At 71.9% G+C, this 19,947-nt stretch carries 22 protein-coding genes and 1 pseudogene; 10 read left to right on the plus strand and 13 right to left on the minus strand.

All coding sequences use genetic code 11. From position 1 onward, the window contains the following. Window positions 1-244 precede the first annotated feature (244 nt). Entirely contained in the window at window positions 245-766 is a 522-nt protein-coding gene (locus O7621_RS09785) for a hypothetical protein (RefSeq protein ID WP_282233672.1), read from the minus strand. 196 nt (window positions 767-962) lie between these two features. Here O7621_RS09785 and O7621_RS09790 point away from each other — a divergent pair, with 196 nt between their 5' ends. Continuing rightward, window positions 963-1,580, plus strand: coding sequence for a DUF4291 domain-containing protein (locus tag O7621_RS09790; protein WP_282233673.1), 618 nt, complete (start codon window positions 963-965; stop codon window positions 1,578-1,580). 121 nt (window positions 1,581-1,701) lie between these two features. Here O7621_RS09790 and O7621_RS09795 read toward each other — a convergent pair. The 5 genes and pseudogenes from O7621_RS09795 to O7621_RS09815 form a co-directional block, all read right to left on the minus strand. Then, window positions 1,702-1,878, minus strand: a pseudogene (locus O7621_RS09795) (VOC family protein); the annotation flags it as partial. 206 nt (window positions 1,879-2,084) lie between these two features. Beyond that, on the minus strand, window positions 2,085-2,441 hold the full coding sequence (locus O7621_RS09800; protein ID WP_282233674.1) for a helix-turn-helix domain-containing protein: 357 nt from the start codon (window positions 2,439-2,441) through the stop codon (window positions 2,085-2,087). Window positions 2,442-2,766: 325 nt separating this feature from the next. Continuing rightward, window positions 2,767-3,660 (minus strand): enoyl-CoA hydratase/isomerase family protein, encoded by an 894-nt coding sequence (locus O7621_RS09805; protein WP_348775312.1) that lies wholly within the window; start codon window positions 3,658-3,660, stop codon window positions 2,767-2,769. 106 nt (window positions 3,661-3,766) lie between these two features. After that, a complete protein-coding gene (locus tag O7621_RS09810) occupies window positions 3,767-4,252 on the minus strand; it encodes an SRPBCC domain-containing protein (protein ID WP_282233675.1) in 486 nt (161 codons plus the stop codon). Window positions 4,253-4,280: 28 nt separating this feature from the next. Beyond that, on the minus strand, window positions 4,281-4,616 hold the full coding sequence (locus O7621_RS09815) for a metalloregulator ArsR/SmtB family transcription factor (protein ID WP_282233676.1): 336 nt from the start codon (window positions 4,614-4,616) through the stop codon (window positions 4,281-4,283). Window positions 4,617-4,692: 76 nt separating this feature from the next. On the opposite strand from O7621_RS09815, the gene O7621_RS09820 reads away from it, so the two are divergent. The 8 genes from O7621_RS09820 (at window position 4,693) to manA (ending at window position 11,895) form a co-directional block, all read left to right on the plus strand. Further along, window positions 4,693-6,198 (plus strand): aldehyde dehydrogenase family protein, encoded by a 1,506-nt coding sequence (locus O7621_RS09820; RefSeq protein ID WP_282233677.1) that lies wholly within the window; start codon window positions 4,693-4,695, stop codon window positions 6,196-6,198. 70 nt (window positions 6,199-6,268) lie between these two features. Further along, entirely contained in the window at window positions 6,269-6,541 is a 273-nt protein-coding gene (locus O7621_RS09825; RefSeq protein ID WP_282234531.1) for a Scr1 family TA system antitoxin-like transcriptional regulator, read from the plus strand. A gap of 24 nt (window positions 6,542-6,565) precedes the next feature. Next, entirely contained in the window at window positions 6,566-6,778 is a 213-nt protein-coding gene (locus tag O7621_RS09830; protein ID WP_282233678.1) for a DUF397 domain-containing protein, read from the plus strand. Window positions 6,779-6,850: 72 nt separating this feature from the next. Beyond that, window positions 6,851-7,705, plus strand: coding sequence for a hypothetical protein (locus O7621_RS09835; RefSeq protein ID WP_282233679.1), 855 nt, complete (start codon window positions 6,851-6,853; stop codon window positions 7,703-7,705). A gap of 152 nt (window positions 7,706-7,857) precedes the next feature. After that, a complete protein-coding gene (locus O7621_RS09840) occupies window positions 7,858-9,234 on the plus strand; it encodes a phosphomannomutase/phosphoglucomutase (protein WP_282233680.1) in 1,377 nt (458 codons plus the stop codon). Between the two features lie 66 nt (window positions 9,235-9,300). Then, the gene (locus O7621_RS09845) at window positions 9,301-9,483 is read left to right on the plus strand and encodes a Trm112 family protein (RefSeq protein ID WP_282233681.1); all 183 of its coding nucleotides are present in this window, start codon (window positions 9,301-9,303) and stop codon (window positions 9,481-9,483) included. After that, the gene (locus tag O7621_RS09850; RefSeq protein WP_282233682.1) at window positions 9,483-10,694 is read left to right on the plus strand and encodes an SIS domain-containing protein; all 1,212 of its coding nucleotides are present in this window, start codon (window positions 9,483-9,485) and stop codon (window positions 10,692-10,694) included. Before O7621_RS09845 ends, O7621_RS09850 begins: the two co-directional genes overlap by 1 nt. 10 nt (window positions 10,695-10,704) lie before the next feature. Continuing rightward, window positions 10,705-11,895, plus strand: coding sequence for a mannose-6-phosphate isomerase, class I (manA, locus tag O7621_RS09855; protein WP_282233683.1), 1,191 nt, complete (start codon window positions 10,705-10,707; stop codon window positions 11,893-11,895). 204 nt (window positions 11,896-12,099) lie between these two features. On the opposite strand, the gene O7621_RS09860 is transcribed toward manA, so the two are convergent. After that, a complete protein-coding gene (locus O7621_RS09860) occupies window positions 12,100-12,252 on the minus strand; it encodes a hypothetical protein (RefSeq protein WP_278173964.1) in 153 nt (50 codons plus the stop codon). Between the two features lie 39 nt (window positions 12,253-12,291). Continuing rightward, window positions 12,292-13,377 carry an RDD family protein gene (locus tag O7621_RS09865; RefSeq protein WP_282234532.1) on the minus strand — a complete coding sequence of 362 codons (1,086 nt, stop codon included), beginning with the start codon at window positions 13,375-13,377 and terminating at the stop codon, window positions 12,292-12,294. A 22-nt stretch (window positions 13,378-13,399) separates the two neighbouring features. Here O7621_RS09865 and O7621_RS09870 point away from each other — a divergent pair, with 22 nt between their 5' ends. Further along, entirely contained in the window at window positions 13,400-14,410 is a 1,011-nt protein-coding gene (locus O7621_RS09870; RefSeq protein ID WP_282234533.1) for a stage II sporulation protein M, read from the plus strand. On the opposite strand, the gene O7621_RS09875 is transcribed toward O7621_RS09870, so the two are convergent. The 5 genes from O7621_RS09875 to O7621_RS09895 form a co-directional block, all read right to left on the minus strand. Further along, the gene (locus O7621_RS09875; protein ID WP_282234534.1) at window positions 14,383-15,774 is read right to left on the minus strand and encodes a DUF58 domain-containing protein; all 1,392 of its coding nucleotides are present in this window, start codon (window positions 15,772-15,774) and stop codon (window positions 14,383-14,385) included. The two genes, O7621_RS09870 and O7621_RS09875, sit on opposite strands and share 28 nt — an antisense overlap. 64 nt (window positions 15,775-15,838) lie before the next feature. Continuing rightward, window positions 15,839-16,837 carry a MoxR family ATPase gene (locus tag O7621_RS09880; protein WP_282233684.1) on the minus strand — a complete coding sequence of 333 codons (999 nt, stop codon included), beginning with the start codon at window positions 16,835-16,837 and terminating at the stop codon, window positions 15,839-15,841. Further along, window positions 16,834-18,246, minus strand: a complete 1,413-nt coding sequence (locus tag O7621_RS09885; RefSeq protein WP_282233685.1) for a DUF4350 domain-containing protein — start codon at window positions 18,244-18,246, stop codon at window positions 16,834-16,836. The genes O7621_RS09880 and O7621_RS09885 overlap by 4 nt, the downstream gene beginning before the upstream one ends. Then, window positions 18,243-18,959: a DUF4129 domain-containing protein gene (locus O7621_RS09890; protein WP_282233686.1), complete on the minus strand. Its 717-nt coding sequence runs from the start codon at window positions 18,957-18,959 to the stop codon at window positions 18,243-18,245. The genes O7621_RS09885 and O7621_RS09890 overlap by 4 nt, the downstream gene beginning before the upstream one ends. Further along, window positions 18,956-19,816, minus strand: coding sequence for a hypothetical protein (locus O7621_RS09895; RefSeq protein ID WP_282233687.1), 861 nt, complete (start codon window positions 19,814-19,816; stop codon window positions 18,956-18,958). Before O7621_RS09895 ends, O7621_RS09890 begins: the two co-directional genes overlap by 4 nt. Window positions 19,817-19,947 lie beyond the last annotated feature (131 nt).

Here is a 19,947-nt window from a genome sequence, read left to right on the forward strand (position 1 = left end):
GTGACGACAGGACCAGCGCTCGGCTGGTCCGGCACGGTCTCGCCGTGCCCGACGCCGCCAGCGGCACCCGCATCGAGGTGAGGCGTACGCACCTTGTACTCGCGTTTTGACGTGCGTACACCTCACCTCGATGGCCGCCACCCGGGCCGCTGCGGGCCTACGCCCAGGCCCTCGGGCGACGTCGGTACGGCGATCGAGGAGTTCCTGTCGCGGCTCTGAGCGACGCCGGCATCGTGCTGTTCGTCTACCAGCTTGCGGTCCAGCGGTACCAGGCACCTCCGAGATGCTGGAAGACCGGGGACTCGAAGGAGCCGTTCTCCAGGGCCGGAGTTGGTCCTTCGGGCAGGTAGGCGAACCCGGCGTCGTCGAACAGGTTGCCGTTCGCCTCCTGAAACACGACTCCGCCGGGCACGTGGTAGGCGGCGATGATCCGGTAGGAGCCGATTGTGGACGGTGCCGGGACGAGGTACCAGTCTTCGCCGGCGGGCAGAGTCGCGACCGCCTGTTCGAACGCACTGCGACTCATCGCCCAGCGGGCCTGCAGCGGCACGCCCGCGACGAGCAGCGCCAGCGCGAGCGCGACGATGATCGGCGCCGGCAGGAACGACCAGGACCACCGCCGCCGTTGTACCCCGAACATCACCACCCAGACGACCCAGGCCAAGCCGGCCAGCCCGAGTACGGGCACCGCGCCGAACACCAGGAAGAACGAGAAGCCGGGAACACTGAATGCCCAGAGCAGGCAGGCCGCAGCAACCAGTGTCACGATGTGCAGGGCCCACCAGGGGGCGCGTGGCGTCAAGGGCTTGGGAGATGAAACGCCGTCCTGGCCGACGGTCACCATTGGGACTCAATGTCCAGCATCGCCCGATGATGATGCCCCAAAGCGCGTCGGGCAACTGCCCTGATCGGCGACGTGCCGGCATCGCGGCGGTGCCTCAGTATCGGGGATGATCTCATGCGTGGACGCTCGTCATCGGCAGGTTCGGGCTCGGTACACCGCCGACACCGTCACGGTGTACCAGGCGTATCCGGCGGAGATCGCTGTGCCGGCGTTGGCGAACGGGCGGTTCGTGGCACCGTTCAAGCGGGACCGGATGACGTGGATCAAGCCGTCGTTCCTGTGGATGATGTACCGGTGCGGGTGGGCGTCCAAGCCCGGTCAGGAGCGGGTGCTGGCGGTCGAGATTCGGCGCAGCGGGTTCGAGTGGGCGCTGGCGGCAGCGTGCCTGAGCCACTTCGACCGTAGCTTGTACCCGGACCGCGATACGTGGGCGCGACGGGTGAGGACGAGCCCGGTGCGGGTGCAGTGGGATCCTGAGCGGTCGCTGCGGCTCGGGCCGCTGCCGTACCGGTCGCTGCAGGTGGGGCTGTCCGGCGAAGCAGTCGGCCGGTACGTCGACGAGTGGACCGTCGCCATCACCGAGGTGACCGGGCTGGCGCACGCTGTGCGTGACCGGCTTGCCGCTGGTGACGACGCGGGTGCTGGTGCCCTGCTGCCGGCCGAGCGGGTCTATCCGTTGCCGGCCGGGGTTGCGGCGGTCATCGGCGCCGACCCGACACCGGCGGCGACCTGCTGATACCGCAGGACGGGATCGAGCACGTCAGCAGGTGGGTACTGGTTGAGCTTGATGCCACAGGTGCATCAGGATGCACCTGTGGCATCAGGTCGTCGGACGCATCATGGGGGTCCGGGGTTCGTCAGCCGCAGTCGTGCAGAGTGATCCGGTAGCCGTCGGGGTCGGCGAAGGTGAAGGTCTGGCCGAACGGGCCGTCAATCGGCGCGGAGACAATGGTGTGACCGTCGGCGACGAGAGCATCGTGAATGTCCTGTACGTCTGTGGCGTGGAGCCAGATGGCCGTGCCGATGCCGGGCTGAGGTGTGGTGAGCAGATTGTCGATCTGGTTGAACGCCGAGGTGGAGTTCCACCACCCCCATGTCCAGCACCTGTTGCAGCGCCTCGGCGGACTCGTATCCGCTGGCGTAGGTCGCCCGGGTGCCGCCCACGGCGACCCTGCCCGGTGTGGTCACCGGCCGCGAAGAGGGCTCCGACCGAGTGCCGGACAGTCTTGCGACGTGCGATTCAGTTCCGATGGTCCGGTCGAGCGACTCTGGCGTCGAACGTGCGCTGAGCCTCCTGTATCTCGTCGCTGTGGGTCAGGGCCCATTCGTACAGTCGGGTGAACGGTTCGCGGAAAGACTCGCCCAAGGTGGTGAGGGAGTACTCGACCCCGACCGGCGAGGTCTCGAGGACACGGCGAACCACCAGACCGTTGCGCTCCAGACGTCGGAGAGTCTGGGTGAGCACGCGCTGGGTCACGCCCTCCAGCTGCCGACGGATCTCGTTGAAGCGGGTGGGCTCCTCGAGCACTGTCAGGGCCATCATCGTCCACTTGTCGGCGACCTGGTCGAGGATCGGCCGAGTCGGGCAGTCCGCCACGAACCGCGGAGTCGACCTGGGTGCCGTTGCGGTCATCGGTATCCCTTCCAAGATCGATCTGGTACGCCGAGATGTGTTTCTGGACCTGAGGTCTCGGCCCACCAGGTCGGTATCTGGAAGGAACTTACACATCGGTCGGGAACCCCTGAAGAGGTTCGTGAGCTATGTCGCTCAGACCGTGAGCCTGTGGGCGCACCGCCCTCGACGGATCCTGGGCGACCAGCGCACCGGGTGGAGCACCCTCAGCGTCGGGGCGTCCGCAGCTGCCGGACGAGACCGGATCAGTCGGCTTCCGCGCCAAGGGTGCTCGCACCGCGCGTCGGTATCAGATGTCGGCCGCGACTCTGCGCAGGAAGCCCTCGAACTCACGCTCTGGTCCGGTGCTCTGGAGGCCCCGATCCAGGGCGAGCTTCATCTTCTTGGCCGGCGCGTCGCCGCTGACGAGCCGGTTCCACTCGTCGTGCTCCACGTTCAGGCCGCAGGTCAGATCTGCCGCCGGAACAGCACGCTTGGCCCCCTCGATCACACCAGGGTCGAGCGCCGCGATGTTGCCGGCGATGCGGGCCACGAACGCGTCGAGTTCGGCGTCGGGAACGGCACGGTTGATCCATCCGTACAGCGCTGCGGTCTCCGCGTCGAACAGGTCGGCCCCCAGCACCGCTTCGAGTGTGCGGTTGCGTCCGGCCTTCTCGAGCAGATACTGGGTTCCCCCGCCGCCGGGGAGAATCCCGAGCAGGACCTCGCTCTGCGCGATTTTTCCGCGCTCCGAGCCGGCGAACGCCATGTCAGCGGCGGCCACGAACTCCGCACCGCCGGCGCGGGCGATGCCGGCCAGTTTGACGATGGTGATCTGCGGTTGGCTGCGCAGCAGCTCCCCGATTCCCTGGTGAACGTTCACGTGCGGGTAGTCCTTCTTGACTGCCTCCAGAGCCGGGTAGCTGTCGAAGATCCCGAAGTCGACGTGGGCCAGGAAGAACTCGTCGTGGCTGCTCTCGAACACGATGACGCGGGTGGAGTCGTCTGCCCGCAACCGCCCGAGCAGATCGTGCAGATCGAGCATCATCGTTCCGTTCAGAGTGTTCACCGGCGGGTGATCGAGCGCCACGGTGGCGACACCGTCGGTGATGTGGACGTGCAGCGACGAGTACTCAGGCAGGTGCATGGTATCGATCCGATCGGTTGCCGGTAGACGTGCAGGTTCCTTACACGTACCGATCATCCGGCGGGCGGATCCGCGCCACAAGAACGCACTTTCCGGGTACCACGGATCATTGCGAACACCACCTACCGCAGAATCAAGAGCCGGTCGCCCGGTCTCCCGTGGGTCAGCGGGCGAGTAGCTCGTCGATCTGGTTGATCGCCGAGGTGGAGCCCTCCACCATGCCCATGTCCAGCACCTGTTGCAGGGCCTCGGCGGACTCGTACCTGCCCACGTAGGTCGCCCGGGTGCCGCCGTTGTGCTCGGCGAAGGTGTAGGTGTTCCGGGAGGTCGGCATCTCCGACAGTGGATTGAAGTCCATGTCCGCGAAGCCATCCTCGAAGGAGAAACTCGTCGGCTCGTCCACGGCCGTGATCAGCCAGTATCCGGCATGCTTGTCGCCCTCCGGGCCGGTCATGTAATAGGTCACGCGTCCGCCGGGCGTGAGGTCGTGGTCGACCACGGTCGCCGGGTACGTCGGCGGTCCCCACACCTTCTCCAGTTGGCGAGGGTCGGCGTAGACCTGCCAGACCCGCTCCACCGGCGCGGCGAAGTCCGCCGTGATGGTCAGGGTCAGGTTGTCAAGGTCCTGCTGGACGTCGGTCACGGGCATTGTTCGGTCCTTCCGTCGGAATCGTTGACTACCCATCCGGATCAGCTGCAATCAGCGCGTCGATGCGCGCGATGCGGCCACGCCAGATGTGTTCGAGCTCGGCGAGCATGGACGCCACCGAGCGCACCGCCTGCACGTCTCCGCTGGCCAGTTGCTCGCGACCACTGCGTCGTTTGATCAGTAAACCGGCCTTCTCCAGCACGGCGACGTGTTTCTGTACGGCGGCGAAGCTCATGTCGTACTTGGCGGCGAGCGCTGAGACGGAGTGCTCCCCGGCCAGCACCCGGCGCAGGATGTCGCGCCGGGTGCGGTCGGCGAGCGCGTGGAACATGGCGTCCGCCCGGTCCGCGCTCTCCTCGATCACCACGCCAATATACAACCGATCGGTTGTATATTGTCAAGCTCATCGGGTGTCTGGATCACTGGCCTAGGCTGGCCGGATGGACCACGCCGACCCGACCCCGCGTATGCCGTTCTGGCTGGCCGGCGAGCCGGCGCACGGTGACGCGCCACTGGCCGTGCACCACCCGTACGACGGTCGGCTGGTCGGACAGACCAGCTATGCCACGCCCGGCCAGGTCGAGCGGGCCGTCGCCGCCGCGCACCAGGTCGCGCCGCAGGCCGCCGCGCTGCCGGCGTACCGCCGGGCGGGCGCACTGGACCACATCAGTGCCCGGCTCGCGCAGCGGGCCGACGAGATCGCCCGGCTGATCACCGCCGAGAACGGCAAACCGATCAAGTGGGCGCGCGCCGAGGTGGCGCGCGCCGTCTCCACATTCCGCTGGGCGGCCGAGGAGGCCCGGCGGTTCTCCGGTGACCTGCAGCGCCTGGACACCGACCCGGCCGCCGCCGGCCGGATGGCGGTGGTCCGGCGGGTGCCGCGTGGGCCGGTGCTGGGCATCTCGCCGTTCAATTTTCCGCTGAACCTGGTGGCGCACAAGGTCGCCCCGGCGATCGCGGTCGGCGCGCCGATCATCGTCAAGCCGGCACCGGCGACCCCGTTGACCGCGCTGCTGCTCGGCGAGTTGATCGCCGAGGTCACCGAGCCGCACGGCCCACACACCGGAGCGCCCGCCGGATCAGGCACCGGGCTGCCGGCCGGCATGGTCTCGGTCCTGCCGGTGCCGAACGACCGGGCCGGCGACCTGGTCGCCGATCCGCGCCTGCCGGTGGTGTCGTTCACCGGCTCCGGGCCGGTCGGCGCGCTGATCCGCCGCTCAGTGCCGGACAAGCACGTCACCCTGGAGCTGGGCGGCAACGCCGCCGCGGTGATCTGCGAGGACTGGACCGGCGACGAGGAGCTGACTCAGGCGGCGCAGCGGATAGCCACCTTCGCCAACTATCAGGCCGGGCAGAGCTGCATCGCCGTACAGCGGGTGTACGTGCACGAATGGCTCTACGACGGCTTCCTGCCCCGGCTCGTCGCCGCCGTTCGGGCGCTGCGGGCCGGCGACCCGGCCGACGACGCCACCGATGTCGGGCCGCTGATCAGCGAGGACGCCGCGATACGCGTCGAGTCGTGGGTGGACGAGGCGGTGGCCGCCGGGGCGTCGATCGAGGTCGGTGGCCGGCGCGACGGCGCTACGTACCCGCCGACGGTGCTTACCGGGGTGCCGGCCGGCGCGAAGGTGCTCACCGAGGAGGTCTTCGGCCCGGTGCTCGTCGTGGACCGGGTGGAGAACGACGAGGCCGGCTTCGCGGCGGTCAACGACTCGGCGTACGGGCTGCAGGCCGGCGTGTTCACCCACAACCTGCAGACCGCCTTCACCGCGCACCGCACGCTCGCTGTCGGCGGGGTGATCGTCGGTGACGTGCCGTCGTACCGGGCCGACCAGATGCCGTACGGCGGGGTCAAGGGCAGCGGTGTCGGCCGGGAAGGGGTCCGCAGCGCGATGGACGACTACACCGAGCCCAGGGTGATGGTCCTCACCGGACTCGACCTCTGACCACCGTTCGCACGCCCGCTCAGGCGACGGCCAGCAGGTCGGCACCGATCAGCGGTACGACGCCGCCGAGCTGCGCTGGTTCGAGCCGACCGCACGGCTGCAGGTCCTGCCGTTCGCTCAGGGCGCATATGCCTGCAATACCGGGCCGTTCACCGTGCTGACCTTCCCGGAGACCGCCGACGCCGACGTGGCCTACGTCGAGAACGAGGCCGGCGACCTCTACGTGGAGAAGCCGGCCGGCGTCGCCCGCTATAACCTTGTCTTCGACGACCTGCGGGCGGATGCGCTCGGCTGCGACGACTCCCGGGCGTTCATCGCCGAGGTCGCCGACGGGCTGACCTGACGCGTCGCTGGCAAGGAGCACCGCATGTCCACAGCAGATCTCACCGGGGCGGGCTGGCGTAAGAGCAGCTACAGCAGCGGCAACGGCAGCTGTGTCGAGGTCGCCGTCTTCGGCGGGACCGTCGGCGTACGGGATTCCAAGGACCCGGCAAGCCCGGTGCTCGCCTTCACCGCGACGGACTTCGGGCGGTTCGTCGCCGATGTCCGGGGTGGCGCGCTGCGCGGTCCGGCCACGTAGCCGGAGCGCGGTAGCCTGTCGCGCGGTGGCGTCCGAAGCGCGGGTGCCGGCGACGCGGGAGGCGAGGCGGAGATGTCGGTACGGCGTGGCGCGGCTCGACTGGCGACGGTGCTCGCGCTGACCTTTGGCACAGCGGTGCTCGCCGCGGCCCCCGCGTACGGTCAGGACGAGCGGGTGCGGATCGATCTGCCGAGCAAGTTCACCGCTGGCGAGAATGCCGGTGGGGTGACCGTCAAGGTGACCAAACGCACCGACGGGTGCGTGGCGGCGCGCACCGCACTGGCGATCCGGCTGCCCGGCGTCACTCCCGATCAGGTCGCCGTGCAGGCCCGGATCGACGACGACTGGGTGACCGTGCCGCTGTGGGACAACGGCGACGGGCTGCTGCTGACCGAGCACACCGCGCCGGAGAAGGACGAACTGTGCAAGGGCAAGAGCCGCTCGGTCCGCTACCGGATGGCGTTCCGGGCCGGTGCGCCGGCCGGAGTCGCGCACATCGTCGGTGAGGCGTACACCGCCGGTGGGGTCCTGCTCGGCCGGGAAGCCGGGGCCAAGCGGGTCGGTGGCCGGCTCGCCGGCACCTACCAGCCGGGTCCGCCGACCCCGTCACCGAGTGCGGAGCCGACCCCTGAACCGACGGTCGACAGCACGGCCGTGGAGCCGAGCGACGCGCCGGCCGTACTGCCCGACCAGGACCTGCTGGCCGCGGCCGGCACCACCGGTGGGTCGGCTGGTGACGACGGTTCCGGCATCGGCACCGGGGTGATGGCCGCCGGGGTCGGCATGGTCGCTGTCGGCATCGCCCTGCTGGTGCTGCTGATCCGCAGACTGCGCCCAGCCCGGTCGGCAGCCAGCGGTACGGGTGGTCCTGGTGGGGATGTCGGGGACGGCGGGGCGACCATGCTGTTACCCCGGATCCGGCGCTGACCAGCGGCTGAGCGCTCCCTGCAGCGGCGTATCCGGCCGGAGGATGAACATCGTGCTGCCGGAGGATGGACCGTCAGCCTTGGCCGAAGGCATTGCCCACCGCTCCGTTACCCTCACTCGTGTTGGCATCGGCACGGCTGAGGAGCGAGACCTTGTCTGACTTGTCCAAAATCGTCAAGGCCTACGACGTCCGTGGCACCACTCCCGACCAGTTGAACGAGACCGTGGCCCGGGCCATCGGTACCGCGTTCGTGCAGGTTCTGGCCGAGCGCGGCGACAAAGCCGACCGGATCGTCATCGCCCACGACATGCGTGAGTCGTCGCCGCCGCTGGCCGACGCGTTCGCCGCCGGGGCCACCGCCGCCGGGGCCGAGGTGCTGCACGCCGGGCTGGCCTCCACCGATCTGCTCTACTACGCTTCCGGCGCGCTGGAACTGCCCGGCGCGATGTTCACCGCCAGCCACAACCCAGCCCAGTACAACGGCATCAAGATGTGCCGGGCCGGGGCGGCGCCGATCGGCCAGGACTCCGGGCTGACCGACATCCGGGACCGGGCACAGGCGCTGCTCGACGGCGGCGAGGTGCCGTCCGGCGGGGACCGGGTCGAGCGGCGCGAACTGCTCGCCGACTACGCCGCGCATCTGCGTACCCTGGTCGACCTGTCCGCGATCCGGCCGCTCAAGGTGGTCGTCGACGCCGGCAACGGGATGGGCGGCTACACCGTGCCCGCGGTCCTCGGTGACACGGTGCTGCCGGCTCTGCCGCTGACCATCGTGCCGATGTACTTCGAGCTGGACGGCTCGTTCCCGAACCACGAGGCGAACCCGCTTAACCCGGAGAACATCGTCGACCTGCAGAAAGCGGTCCGGGAACACAACGCCGACCTGGGGTTGGCGTTCGACGGCGACGCCGACCGCTGCTTCGTCGTCGACGAGCGTGGCGAGCCGGTCTCGCCGTCGGCGATCACCGCCCTGGTCGCAGCTCGGGAGCTGGCCAAACACCCCGGTGAGACGGTCATCCACAATCTGATCACCTCCAGCGCGGTGGCCGAGATCGTCCGGGAGAACGGCGGCGAGCCGGTGCGCTCCCGGGTCGGTCACTCGTTCATCAAGGCCGAGATGGCCCGGACCAACGCGGTCTTCGGCGGTGAGCACTCGGCGCACTACTACTTCCGGGACTTCTGGTTCGCCGACACCGGGATGCTGGCCGCGATGCACATGCTGGCCGCGCTCGGCGAGCAGGACAAGCCGCTGTCCGAGCTGGCCCACGAGTTCGAGCGGTACGTCGCCTCTGGCGAGATCAACTCGACGGTCACCGATCAGCAGGCCAAGCTCGCCGAGATCAAGGCGGCGTACGCCGATGCCGACACCGATGAGCTGGACGGGCTGACCGTCCGCTTCGACGACGGTGCCTGGATCAACATCCGTGCCTCGAACACCGAGCCGTTGCTGCGGCTCAACGTGGAGGCACCGACCACCGAGCGGATGGCCGAACTGCGCGACGGGGTGCTCGCGCTGGTTCGCGGCTAGGATCTTCACCGGAAGGCGCACCCCGGGACGGGGTCCGCCGGCGAGACACGTGGAAGGAGCCATCCGATGGCCCTGGATCAGCAGCTGCTGGAGATCCTCGCCTGCCCGGACACGCACCACACGCCGTTGACCTACGACGCTGCCGCGTCGACCCTCACCTGTCCGGAGTGCTCGCGGGTCTTCGAGGTGCGGGACGGGATTCCGGTGCTGCTGCTGGACGAGGCCCGCCGGCCCGGCGAGGCCGGCTGATGGCGGTTCCGATCGACGGCACGTCCGGGGTGGTGGGTCGGCGGGTCGCCGACGAGGCGCTGCTCGACGACGTGGACGGGCTCAACTCGACCGATCCCGGCGGCATGCTGCGGTTCACCGCGTCGGCCGGTGCCCAGGTGCGCGAGTCGGCGGCGTTGGCCGCCGAGGCAAACCTCGGTGTGCTCGGCGACGAGGGGCGGCCCCGGGCGGTCGTCATCGCCGGGATCGGTACCGCCGGGCGGACCGGCGACGTGCTGGCCACTGTGGCCGGACCGCGCTGTCCCGTACCGGTGATCCCGCACCGCAGCGCCGGCGTGCCCGGCTGGGTAGGCGCGGCGGACGTGGTCATCGCGGTCAGCGCTTCGGGGCGCAGCCCGGAGGCGCTGGGTGCGGCTCAGGCCGCCGCCCGGCGCGGTGCCCGGCTGGTCGCCGTCGGGCCGCCGGACTCGCAGCTGCAGTCGGTCGCCGAAGGGGTACGCGCCCCGTTCGTCCCGGTGCCGCGACGGGCCCCGGCTCGGGCCAGCCTCTGGGCGTTGACCGTGCCGGTGCTGCTGGCAGCGCGGGCGTTGGGCCTGGTCAAGGTCAACGAGGCGGATCTGGCGGAGACGGCGGCCCGGCTGGACGCCGACGCCGAGCGGTGCCGCCCGGCCGCCGAGTCGTTCGTCAACCCGGCGAAGGCCCTCGCTCTCGGGCTGGCCGGTTCGGTGCCGATCGTCTGGGGCTCGTCGCCGGTGGCGTCGGTCGCCGCCCGCCGGTTCGGCGACACGCTGTCCACGAACGCCCGCTACCCGGTGGTCACCGGGGCGCTCGGTGAGGCCGGCCGGGGTCGGGTAGGGCTGCTCGACGGGGTCTTCGGCGGCTTGGGCGAGTCGACCCGGGACATTTTCGCCGACCCGGACGACGACGACCAGTCCGAGTCGCCGACCCGGCTGCGTCTGGTGCTGCTGCGCGACGGTGGGCTGAATCCGGAGGACGACGCCGACGAACCCTTCGTGGTCGAGGAGCGCCGGGCCGAGGCGGTGCAGACCCTGGCGGACCGGCGCGGTGTGCGGTGTGACGTGATCACCGCGGAGGGCGGTTCGGCGCTGGAACGGCTCGCCTCGTTGATCTCGGTCCCCGACTTCGCCTCCGTCTACCTGGCGTTGGCGCACCATCTGGACCCGATGGCGGTGCCGGCGGTGAGCGAGATGAAGGAACTCTCCACCACCTGAGGCGGGCGTCGTGGAACTGTTGACCGGCCGGATCCGGGACTACGCCTGGGGGTCGCGGACCGTCATCGCGCAGCTGCAGGGGCGCCCGGCTCCGGCACCCGGGCCGGAGGCGGAGCTCTGGCTGGGTGCCCACCCCGGCGCGCCGTCCCAGGTGCGACGGGGCGCGGCGCTGGTCGGGCTGCCGGAGCTGATCGACCAGGATCCGGTGGGCTGGCTGGGCGAGCCGACCGCGACCCGGTTCGACGGGCGGCTGCCGTACCTGATGAAGGTGCTGGCCGCCGAGACGCCGCTGTCGTTGCAGGCGCATCCGGACGCGGCGCAGGCCCGCGCCGGGTACGCCGCGCAGTCGAAGCTGCCGGCCACCTCGGCGGGGCGTAACTACGTCGACCCGCACCACAAGCCGGAGCTGCTGGTGGCGCTCAGCGAGTTCGATGCGCTCTGCGGCTTCCGGGTGCCGCAGCTCTCCGCCGAGGTGCTGGCGGCGTTGGGTGTCGACGAGTTGGAGCCGGTGACCAAGGCGTTGCGGGTCGGCCCGGACGGGCTGCCGGAGGCGTTGGAGCGGCTGCTGCGGTGGCCGCGGCCGCAACGACCGGCTCTGGTCGCGGCGGCGGTGGCGGGTGCCGACCGACTGCCGACGCGGTACGCCGCCGACGGGGCGCTGCTGCGCCGGCTGGCCGGGCACTATCCGGCCGACCCCGGGGTGCTGGTGGCGCTGCTGCTCAACCAGGTCACCCTGGCTCCGGGGGAGGCGATCTGGATGCCGGCCGGCAACCTGCACGCGTACCTGCGGGGTGCCGGCGTGGAGATCATGGCGGCCAGCGACAATGTGCTGCGCGGGGGGTTGACCCCAAAGCACGTCGATGTCGCAGAGCTGCTGCGGGTGCTGCGCTTCGAGGTGCTCGACGACCCGGTGGTACGCGTCCAGCCGGTCGCTTCCGGGGTGGTCACCTGGCCGGTGCCGGTCGCCGAGTTCGCGCTGCACCGGGTTGTGCTCGACGCTGACGTGCGACGGGTGTCAGTGCCGGTCGAAGGCCCCCGGGTGGTGCTCTGCGTCGCCGGTGAGGTCACCGTCGACGACGATGTGGCGGCGGTGTCGGTCCGGGCCGGGCAGGCGGCGGTGGGGCCGGCCGGCGGGACACCGTTGGCGCTCTCCGGCACTGGTACGGCCTTCGTCGCCTCGGTCGGTCCGTCGATCGAGTAGCCGGCTGCTGGCGGACAAGCACGCGGGGCGGCCGGGTGAGCGTCCGCTCCGCTCACCGACAGCCGCCCCGCGCATCCCCCCGGTTTGGTTCCCCCGCGCGTCAGCGTGACGATCATCGTGACGCGACGTAGTCATAGATTTGCAGTGAGTAGTCGCACTGTCAAGCTAATCCGGAAATTACCGACTCGTGGCGTGCCGGCGAGGTCAACCCTGGGAGCGGCTGCCCGGTCGTACCCAGGTCCAGATGCAGTACGCCAGCCAACCGAGGGCCAGCGCGGTGGCCAACGGGCGCAACCCGACCGCGTTCAACAGGATCACCAGGGCAAGGACGACCAACCACGGGAGGAATGCCTTCACAGCACCGATGCTGCCACACCCGGCCAGTCGTAAGCCGGTTCACGACAGTGCGGATCCGGGCGGCCGCTCTCGGTCGGATCGTGCGCCTGCGGTGCGCAGCGTGCTGGCGACCGGTGGACGGCGTACCCCGGTCCAGTCCGGCTGCTCCGCCGTCGGGCCCAACCAGGGCGGCCGCGGCCAGTTGCCGCGCGGCCAGTCCGGTCCGTCCCGCTGCGCCGGCGCGACCGACTCGGGCGCAGCGGCCCGGACCGGCGCCGCCGGACGCGGGGCGCTCGTGCGCGCCGGACTCACCGCGGCGAGTTCCGGCCAGAGCGCGGCGGTCACCGACCTGGTTCGGGCCAGTCGCTGCGCCGACCGGCGACGGCGTTCGGCGAGAACCGCCGCCAGGTAGGCCCAGTCCGGAACACCGGCCGGCGGCGGGGGAGTAACCACCGCCGAGACCTGTTCGGTCACCAACCGGACCAGGTCGGAGCGGGCCGGTTCGGCGAACCCGTGCCCCCGGGCGAGCAGATGCCGTACGTCCAGCGCGAGGTCGTCGTCGAGGCGGCTCAGGTCGAGGGTACGGGCCCAACCGGCGAGCACCGGCGGCATGTCCGGCACCCACCCCCAGGCCGCAGGGGCCCGATCGTGCACCACGACCGTGCCGGCGGCCAGGTCGCCGAGGCGTTTGCCGTCCCGGTTGATTGCCAAGGTCACCAGGCTGGCCAGCCAGGTGAGCGGCGGCAGCAGCAGACCGGGCCACTCTGCGGCCACGCCGACCAGGGCACGGGTCAGCGAGTGTCGGAAACGTGGCGGGCTGCCGTCGTCGCGTACCACCCGGACGCCGACCGCCAGCTTGCCGACGGTACGGCCGGCGTTCAGCGTCTCGCACAGCACCGGGTAGCCGACCAGCACCAGGACCGCGCCGACCGTGAGTAGCGCCTGCCCGAGCGCCTGATCCACCTCGATGGACGCGCGCATCGACGCGAGCAGCAGCCCGGCCAGGACCGCCAGCACCACCGCGATCAGCGCCTGCACGACGAGGTCGACGAGCAGGGCCAGCAGCCGCGAGCCGAGCCGGGCCAGCCGTACCTCCACCTCGACAGCTTCGCCGCTGACCAGCCTGCCGCCCCCGGTTGTCTGCATGGCCACCCTGCCAGTGAACACTATGGGACGGGAGGTGGCCGTGGACCTCGACGCGTACGTGGCGGAGCACGAGCCCCAGTGGCGACGACTGGAACAGCTCGTGCGTGCCCGGCGACTAACCGTCGCCGAGGTGGACGAGCTGGTCGCGCTCTACCAGCGGACCGCCACCCACCTGTCGGCGGTCCGCAGCCGCTCGCCGGACCCGGCGCTGGTCGCCCGGCTGTCCCGGCTGGTGCTGGCGGCCCGCGCTCGGCTAACCCGGGGTCGGGGATTCTCCTGGGCCCGGGTCGGCCGGTTTTTCAGCGTCGGGTTCCCCCGGGCGGTGTTCCAGGCGGCGCCCTGGTGGGCGGCGGTGGCGGTCGCCTTCTGCACGCTCACCGGTTTTCTGATGTGGTGGGTGGCCGGCAATCCGGACAGCGCCCGGCTGCTGATAGGTGACCGGGCCGCCGCTGAGCTCGCCGAGTCGAGCTTCGCCGGCTACTACACCCGGTACGCGGCACCGAACTTCGCCGCCCAGTTGTGGGCGCACAACGCCTGGCTCGCCGCGCAGTGCCTGGCCGCGGGCGTACTGGTGGTCCCGGTGCTCTACCTGCTCTGGGTGAACGCGCTGAATCTCGGGGTCACCGGTGGGGTGATGATCTCGTACGACCGGGCGGATGTCTTCTTCGGACTGGTCACGCCGCACGGTCTGCTGGAGTTGACCGGCGTCTTCATCGCTGCCGGCGTGGGGCTGCGGATCGGCGGGGCGTGGATCGCGCCGCCGGCGCACCTGACCCGGGGCCGGGCGGTCGCCGAGGCCGGGCTCTCCGGCGTACTGGTGGCGCTCGGGCTGGTGCTGCTGTTCGCGGCGGCCGGGCTGATCGAGGCCTTCGTCACCCCGGCACCGCTGCCGACCTGGCTGCGGGTCGCGGCCGGGTTCGCCGCCTGGCTCGCTTTCCTCAGCTACGTCCTCATCCTCGGCTCCCGGCGCCCCGCCGACCCGGCCCGGCACCCCGCTGATCCGGATCAGAGCCGGCCGAGCAGTTTCAGCTGAAGGTAGAGGTCGGCGAGCCGGCCGGCGAAGCTCGGCGCGGCCGCGTCCAGCACCGGGACGCCGTGCCGACGCAGCGCACCACCGACCCGGTCCCGCTCGGCCGTGGTCTGTGCTGCGGAGGCGGCGAGGTATGCGTCGGCGACGTCGCGCACCGGCCCGTTGACGACGGCCGGCACCGCCGGATCCCCGACCGCAGCCACCACCACCTGGTGCCGGGTGACGAGCCGGGGCAGCACCGGCAGCAGTCCGTCGCCGAGCGCCGCCGGCTCCAGCGCGGTGCAGAGCACCACCAGGGACCGGCGAGTCTCCCGGCGGAGCACCTCACCGACCATCAGCTCGTGGTCCGTCTCCACCAGCGTCGGTTGCAGCGCCGCCAGTTCGGCGACCAACCGGGGCAGCAGGGTCTGTCGGCTCGCACCCCAGATCCGGGCCCGGACCTTCGTGTCCACCGCCAGCAGGTCGAACCGGTCGCCGGCCCGGTGCGCCAGCGTGGCCAGCAGCAGCGCGGCGTCGATCGCCACGTCCAACCGGGGCTGGTCGCCGACGCGGACCGCCGACGTGCGCCCGGTGTCCAGGACGAACACCACCCGCCGGTCCCGCTCCGGACGCCACGTCCGGACCAGTACGTCGGAGCGCCGGGCGCTGGCTCGCCAGTCGATCGACCGTACGTCGTCGCCGACCACGTACTCGCGCAGGTTGTCGAACTCGGTGCCCTGCCCCCGTCCCCGGGCCGCCCGCATGCCGTCGATCACCCGCAGCCGGGCCAGTTTCTCCGGCAACAGCCGCCGGGAGTCGAAATGGGGCAGCACCCGCAGCGTCCACTGCGGGGTGGCCGGCCGTCGGCGTCGCTGCCGGAACGCCAGCCCGAGTGGGCCGGTGGACCGGACGGTCACCTCGACGGCGCGGCGGTCGCCGCGACGGGTCGGGCTGAGTGCGGCGGGTAGTGCGGCGGTAGCTCCCGGTGCCAGCCGTACCCGCCAGATGGGTCCACCGCCGACGGTGCCGGCAGGGTAGGCGGCGGTGCCGGCGCCATCGGCTGGATCGGTGCCGGCGGAGCCGGCGTCGATGCTCTCGGCGGGGGCGGCGCAGGCCGACGGGGTCCAGGCGTCGCGGACCTCGGCCCGCAGCCGCCGTCGGGAGCCGTTGCGCAGCCGCAACGTCACCGTCGCCGCAGTGCCGAACCAACTGGTCCGGTCGCCGTCGCGGCGCAGTTCCAGGGCGCTCAGCGGGGCGGCCCACGCCAGGTCGATCAGCGCGAGCAGGGCCACCGATCCGGTGACGATCACCAGACCCAACCATGGCTGCGGCCACCACGGCAGGGTCACCGCGCCGACCCCGAGCAGCGCCGCCGCCCGCCAGGTCAGCACGGCGCCCACCCGGCCCCGGCCGGCGGCGCCAGCGACCTGGTCACGGTGGCGTCAGGCCCGGTCACCGTGGCGTCGGGACGGCGCCGAGCACCGATTCGAGTACGGCGTCCTCGGTGACCCCCTCCAACTCCGCCTCCGGCCGGAGCCGGATCCGGTGCCGCAGGGTGGCCCGGGTGACCGCCTTCACGTCGTCCGGTGTGACGTAGTCGCGGCCGGCCAGCCACCCCCACGCCTTGGCGGTGTTGAGCAGCGCGGTGGTGCCCCGCGGTGAGGCACCGAGCGTCAGCGCGGGAGCCGTCCGGGTGGCCCGGCACAGGTCCACGATGTAGCCGAACACCTCTTCGCTGACCCGTACCTGCCCGATGGCCCGGCGGGCTGCGGCCAGGTCGGCCGCCCCGGCGACCGGGCGCACCCCGGCGGCGGCCAGGTCCGCCGGATCGAAGCCGGCGTGGTGGGCCCGCAGCACGCCAAGTTCCTCGTTCCGGCTGGGCAGCGGTACGGACAGCTTGAGCAGGAACCGGTCGAGCTGCGCCTCCGGCAACGGGTAGGTGCCCTCGTACTCGATCGGGTTCTGGGTGGCGGCCACGATGAACGGTGCCGGCAGCGGCCGGCGGACCCCTTCCACCGAGACCTGGTGCTCCTCCATCACCTCGAGCAGGGCCGACTGCGTCTTCGGTGGTGTCCGGTTGATCTCGTCGGCGAGCAGCAGGTTGGTGAAGACCGGGCCTTCCCGGAAGGTGAACGCGGCACTCCGTGGATCGAAGATGAGTGACCCGGTGACGTCGCCCGGCATCAGGTCCGGGGTGAACTGCACCCGCTTGGCGTCCAGATCCAGCGCTGCGGCGAACGCGCGTACCAGCAGCGTCTTGGCGACGCCGGGTACGCCTTCGAGCAGCACGTGCCCACGGCAGAGCAGCGCGATGACCAGACCGGTGACCACGGCGTCCTGCCCGACCACGGCCTTGGCGACCTCGGCACGCAGCCGGCGTAGCGCGTCACGGGCCGCGTCGTGGTCGGCGGGTGCGGCGTCCGCCGGACCGGTCACGCTGGGTCGGGTCACCAGGGTTCTCCTTCGATCGCGGATGGGGACCGGGGTGCCGGAGCCACCGGCCCGTCGGACGGTGTCCGGACCGGCCCGTCTGCCGGTTCGATGCGGTTGGCCGGACCGGCGACCTCGGTGGGCAGGGCGGCCAGCCGCCGGGCCAGGTGTAGCAGGTCGCCGTCGGTGGTGGGCGGCGGCCCGTACAGCAACGCGTCGATCTGCTCGGCGGACGCCCCGGTCCGGTCGGCGACCGCCGCCACGACGTCCGCCGGTTGGGGTTGATCAGGCAGATCCAGCATCGGAACGAGCCGGGCCAGCGCGGCGGTACGCAGGATACCCGTGGTGGGGGCCCGTTCCCGGGACCGCCGGTAGAGCTGCCCTCGGCCCAGCATCGTCTCGGCAACCGGAACTGTCACCGGCAGCGCCTCGGACACCGGTGGACCGAACCGGCGGGCCCGCCACAGCACCAGTACCAGGGCGGCGACGGCCAGCTGGGCGAGCGACGCCCAGAACCACGGCGGAAAGGCGTCCAGCAGGGTGTCCTGCGACGGCCGGACCTCGCTGGCCACGGGTCCCTGCGGTCGCCCGGTCGGCTGGGCGCTGACCTGCGGGCCGGCGCTCGGATCGTCCTCGCCGAGGTGGATCGACGGCTGCTGCACCGGCTCCCCGGGCTCCGGTGGGGTGTCCGGGCGGGCGAGGTCGAGCCAGACCACCTGCGCCCGGGTGCCGAGCAGCTGGGCGGCGAACCGCGCGTTGCGGTGCTCGTCGAACCGGTCGTTGCGGAACGGGTCGCTCGCCCCGACCACCACCAGCTCGGCCTGCCCCCAGTCGAGCCGGGCCAGGCCGGCATCGAAACACAGGTCGAACCGGTCCGGGTCGATTCCGGGCGGGGCAGCGTAACGCTGCCGTACGGCCGCCGCCGGTCCGGTGTCGGCCACCTCGGGCAGTGCGCACGGCCGGCCGTCGTGGTCCGGATCGTCGACCTGGGCCGCCCAGCGCCGGGCGCGGCGCTCGACCGGCAGCGGCTCGCCGCGTAGCAGCCGGGCCGGCGGGTCGACCAGCAGCACCCGGGTCCCGGCCGGCATCCGACCGAGCGCCTGCAGGTAGTCCGGATGCACCAGGGTGGGGGCGGGAACGAACAGCGTGGTGGGTCCGGTCAGCGCGGCGCGGATCGCGCCGACGGTCCCGTCGGCGGAGTGGACGGCGATACCGTCGTCGCGCAACGCGGCGGCGAGGTCGCTGCCGCCGTCCGGGCCGTGGTTGGTCGGGGAGAGGAAACCGGGCCGGGTCGGGTCCGGGTGGGTCAGCTGGTACGCCACGGCGGTGCCGACGAGCAGTACGCCGACCACCGTGAACGGGATCGCGATCCGCAGCCACCGCCACCGCCGCCGTGGCAGCCGTTGGCGGCGGACACCGGGCCGGGTCACCGTCGCCGGCCCGGTCGCTGGCCGGCGGGCCGACGGTCCTGGTCGAGTGCGTGACGCAGCTGGCCGGCGAGTTCGCGCATCCGCCGGTCGTGGCCGGGCAGTGCCGGCTGCTCTCCGTACCACACGTCGCTGAAGATGTCGCCGGCCTCGGTCAGCACGGGGTGGGCGGCCGGCTCGGTCCGCCCGGCCACGTCGGCGAGTTCGGTGACGGTCCAGCTGGGGCGGTCGGTGAGCACCCCGTGGTCGGTGACCTCAACGACCATCGCGCGCAACCGTTCCCGGACCGCCTCGGCGTACCGGCCCTGGTCGGCGTACCGGTCGGCGAGTGCGGCCGGAACGTCGGTCGACCGGGGCGGCGGCACCGGCGAACCACCGGGGCGATCGCCGCCGGCGGTCGCCGTCCGGCGCCGCCAGCGGCGTGGATCGAACGCGGCCAGCCAGCGGCGCGGATCGAACGAGGTCAGCCAGCGGGGCAGGCCGGGCGGTGCCGGCCGCCAGCGGCCCAGCCGGCGCAGCCGGTCGGTCAGGCCCGGCCGGCCCAGCCAGCCCCATGGACCGGGCCGGCGCCGTGGCCACCAGCGGGGCCAGTGGAACCATCCGAGGGCGACCAACGCGGCGCCGGCCATCAGCAGCACTGTGGCAAGGGGCAGCGGGACGACGTCGCCGACGGCGGCGACGAACTCGGTCCACCAGCGGCTCACGGTCGCGATCACCTGCCAGCCACCGGCAAACCGGCGTCCGGCCTCACCGACGCTGCGGCCCGGAAGGTGGTCGTCGGGGTCGACGCTCGCCGCAGGCGGATGTCCAGTCCTTCGGTACGCATCCGCGTCTCCACGTGCAGGACGGCGTCCAGGCAGGCGAGTGCCGGGTAGCCGACCGCGTTGAGAAGGGTCCAGCCGGCGACGGTCGCGACGGCGAGCCACGCCGCGTCCCGGTCGACCAGGTTCACCGCGCCGATGGCCAGGCCGGCGCGGATGACGAACCAGATCAGGTAGCCCAGGACGCGGATCAGCCCGGCGCGCAGCCCGGCGCGGGTGGCGAGCGCGGCGGACCGGGCCAGCGACTGCCAGACCGGCACCCGGTCCAGCACCACGGCTGGGACCGCCAGCCCGAGGACCGCGTACCCGATGAACCAGACCGGTCCGGCGAGCGCGGCGGTGAACATGATGGTGCCGGCTGCCCAGGCGACCAGCACGACTGCGGCGAACCGGCCGCCGCGCGGGTCGAGCAGCCGGGCCCCGGTGCTGCGCCGACCGGACAGCGCCGCTCCGGCCGCCCGCGAGGTGAGGCCGCTGAGCAGGGCGATCGCCGTCACTTCGAGGGCTGCCCCGGCGGCGAGCAGTAGCCAGTAGAGGCCGAGCCGGTTCCAGCTCGGCAGGTACCCGGGGGCGGTGGCTCCGGCCGCCTCGCGCAGTGGGAGCAGCAGCAGTTGCTCACCGAGAGCGAGTACGGCGCCGACGGTCAACAGGACGGGCGCGTGGCCGCGGAGCAGACCCACGGCTGCGTCCAGCAGTTCGCCCGTGGTGAGCGGGCGCAGCGGCAGCACGTCGGGCGGGCCGGCGTGATCCACGCGGACTCCTGGTGACGAGGTGGTCGATGGTTCGGACGGGGCGCTGGCCTACCATCGTGGCACGCGGATCGCCGTCAGCCGCTGTAGGGCGGCGTGCCGTCTGGAATGTCGTGACCGTGCGGGGATGTCAT

The sequence above is a fragment of the Solwaraspora sp. WMMD937 genome (assembly GCF_029581175.1).
GTDB lineage: Bacteria > Actinomycetota > Actinomycetes > Mycobacteriales > Micromonosporaceae > Micromonospora_E.

Excerpts from the sequence above, each read along its gene's own strand:
- O7621_RS09865 (WP_282234532.1), bottom strand. The coding sequence starts at position 13,377 with ATGCAGACAACCGGGGGCGGCAGGCTGGTCAGCGGCGAAGCTGTCGAG.
- O7621_RS09830 (WP_282233678.1), top strand. The coding sequence starts at position 6,566 with ATGTCCACAGCAGATCTCACCGGGGCGGGCTGGCGTAAGAGCAGCTAC.
- O7621_RS09870 (WP_282234533.1), top strand. The coding sequence starts at position 13,400 with ATGGGACGGGAGGTGGCCGTGGACCTCGACGCGTACGTGGCGGAGCAC.
- O7621_RS09805 (WP_348775312.1), bottom strand. The coding sequence starts at position 3,660 with ATGATCGGTACGTGTAAGGAACCTGCACGTCTACCGGCAACCGATCGG.
- O7621_RS09810 (WP_282233675.1), bottom strand. The coding sequence starts at position 4,252 with ATGCCCGTGACCGACGTCCAGCAGGACCTTGACAACCTGACCCTGACC.
- O7621_RS09845 (WP_282233681.1), top strand. The coding sequence starts at position 9,301 with ATGGCCCTGGATCAGCAGCTGCTGGAGATCCTCGCCTGCCCGGACACG.
- O7621_RS09820 (WP_282233677.1), top strand. The coding sequence starts at position 4,693 with ATGGACCACGCCGACCCGACCCCGCGTATGCCGTTCTGGCTGGCCGGC.
- O7621_RS09850 (WP_282233682.1), top strand. The coding sequence starts at position 9,483 with ATGGCGGTTCCGATCGACGGCACGTCCGGGGTGGTGGGTCGGCGGGTC.
- O7621_RS09835 (WP_282233679.1), top strand. The coding sequence starts at position 6,851 with ATGTCGGTACGGCGTGGCGCGGCTCGACTGGCGACGGTGCTCGCGCTG.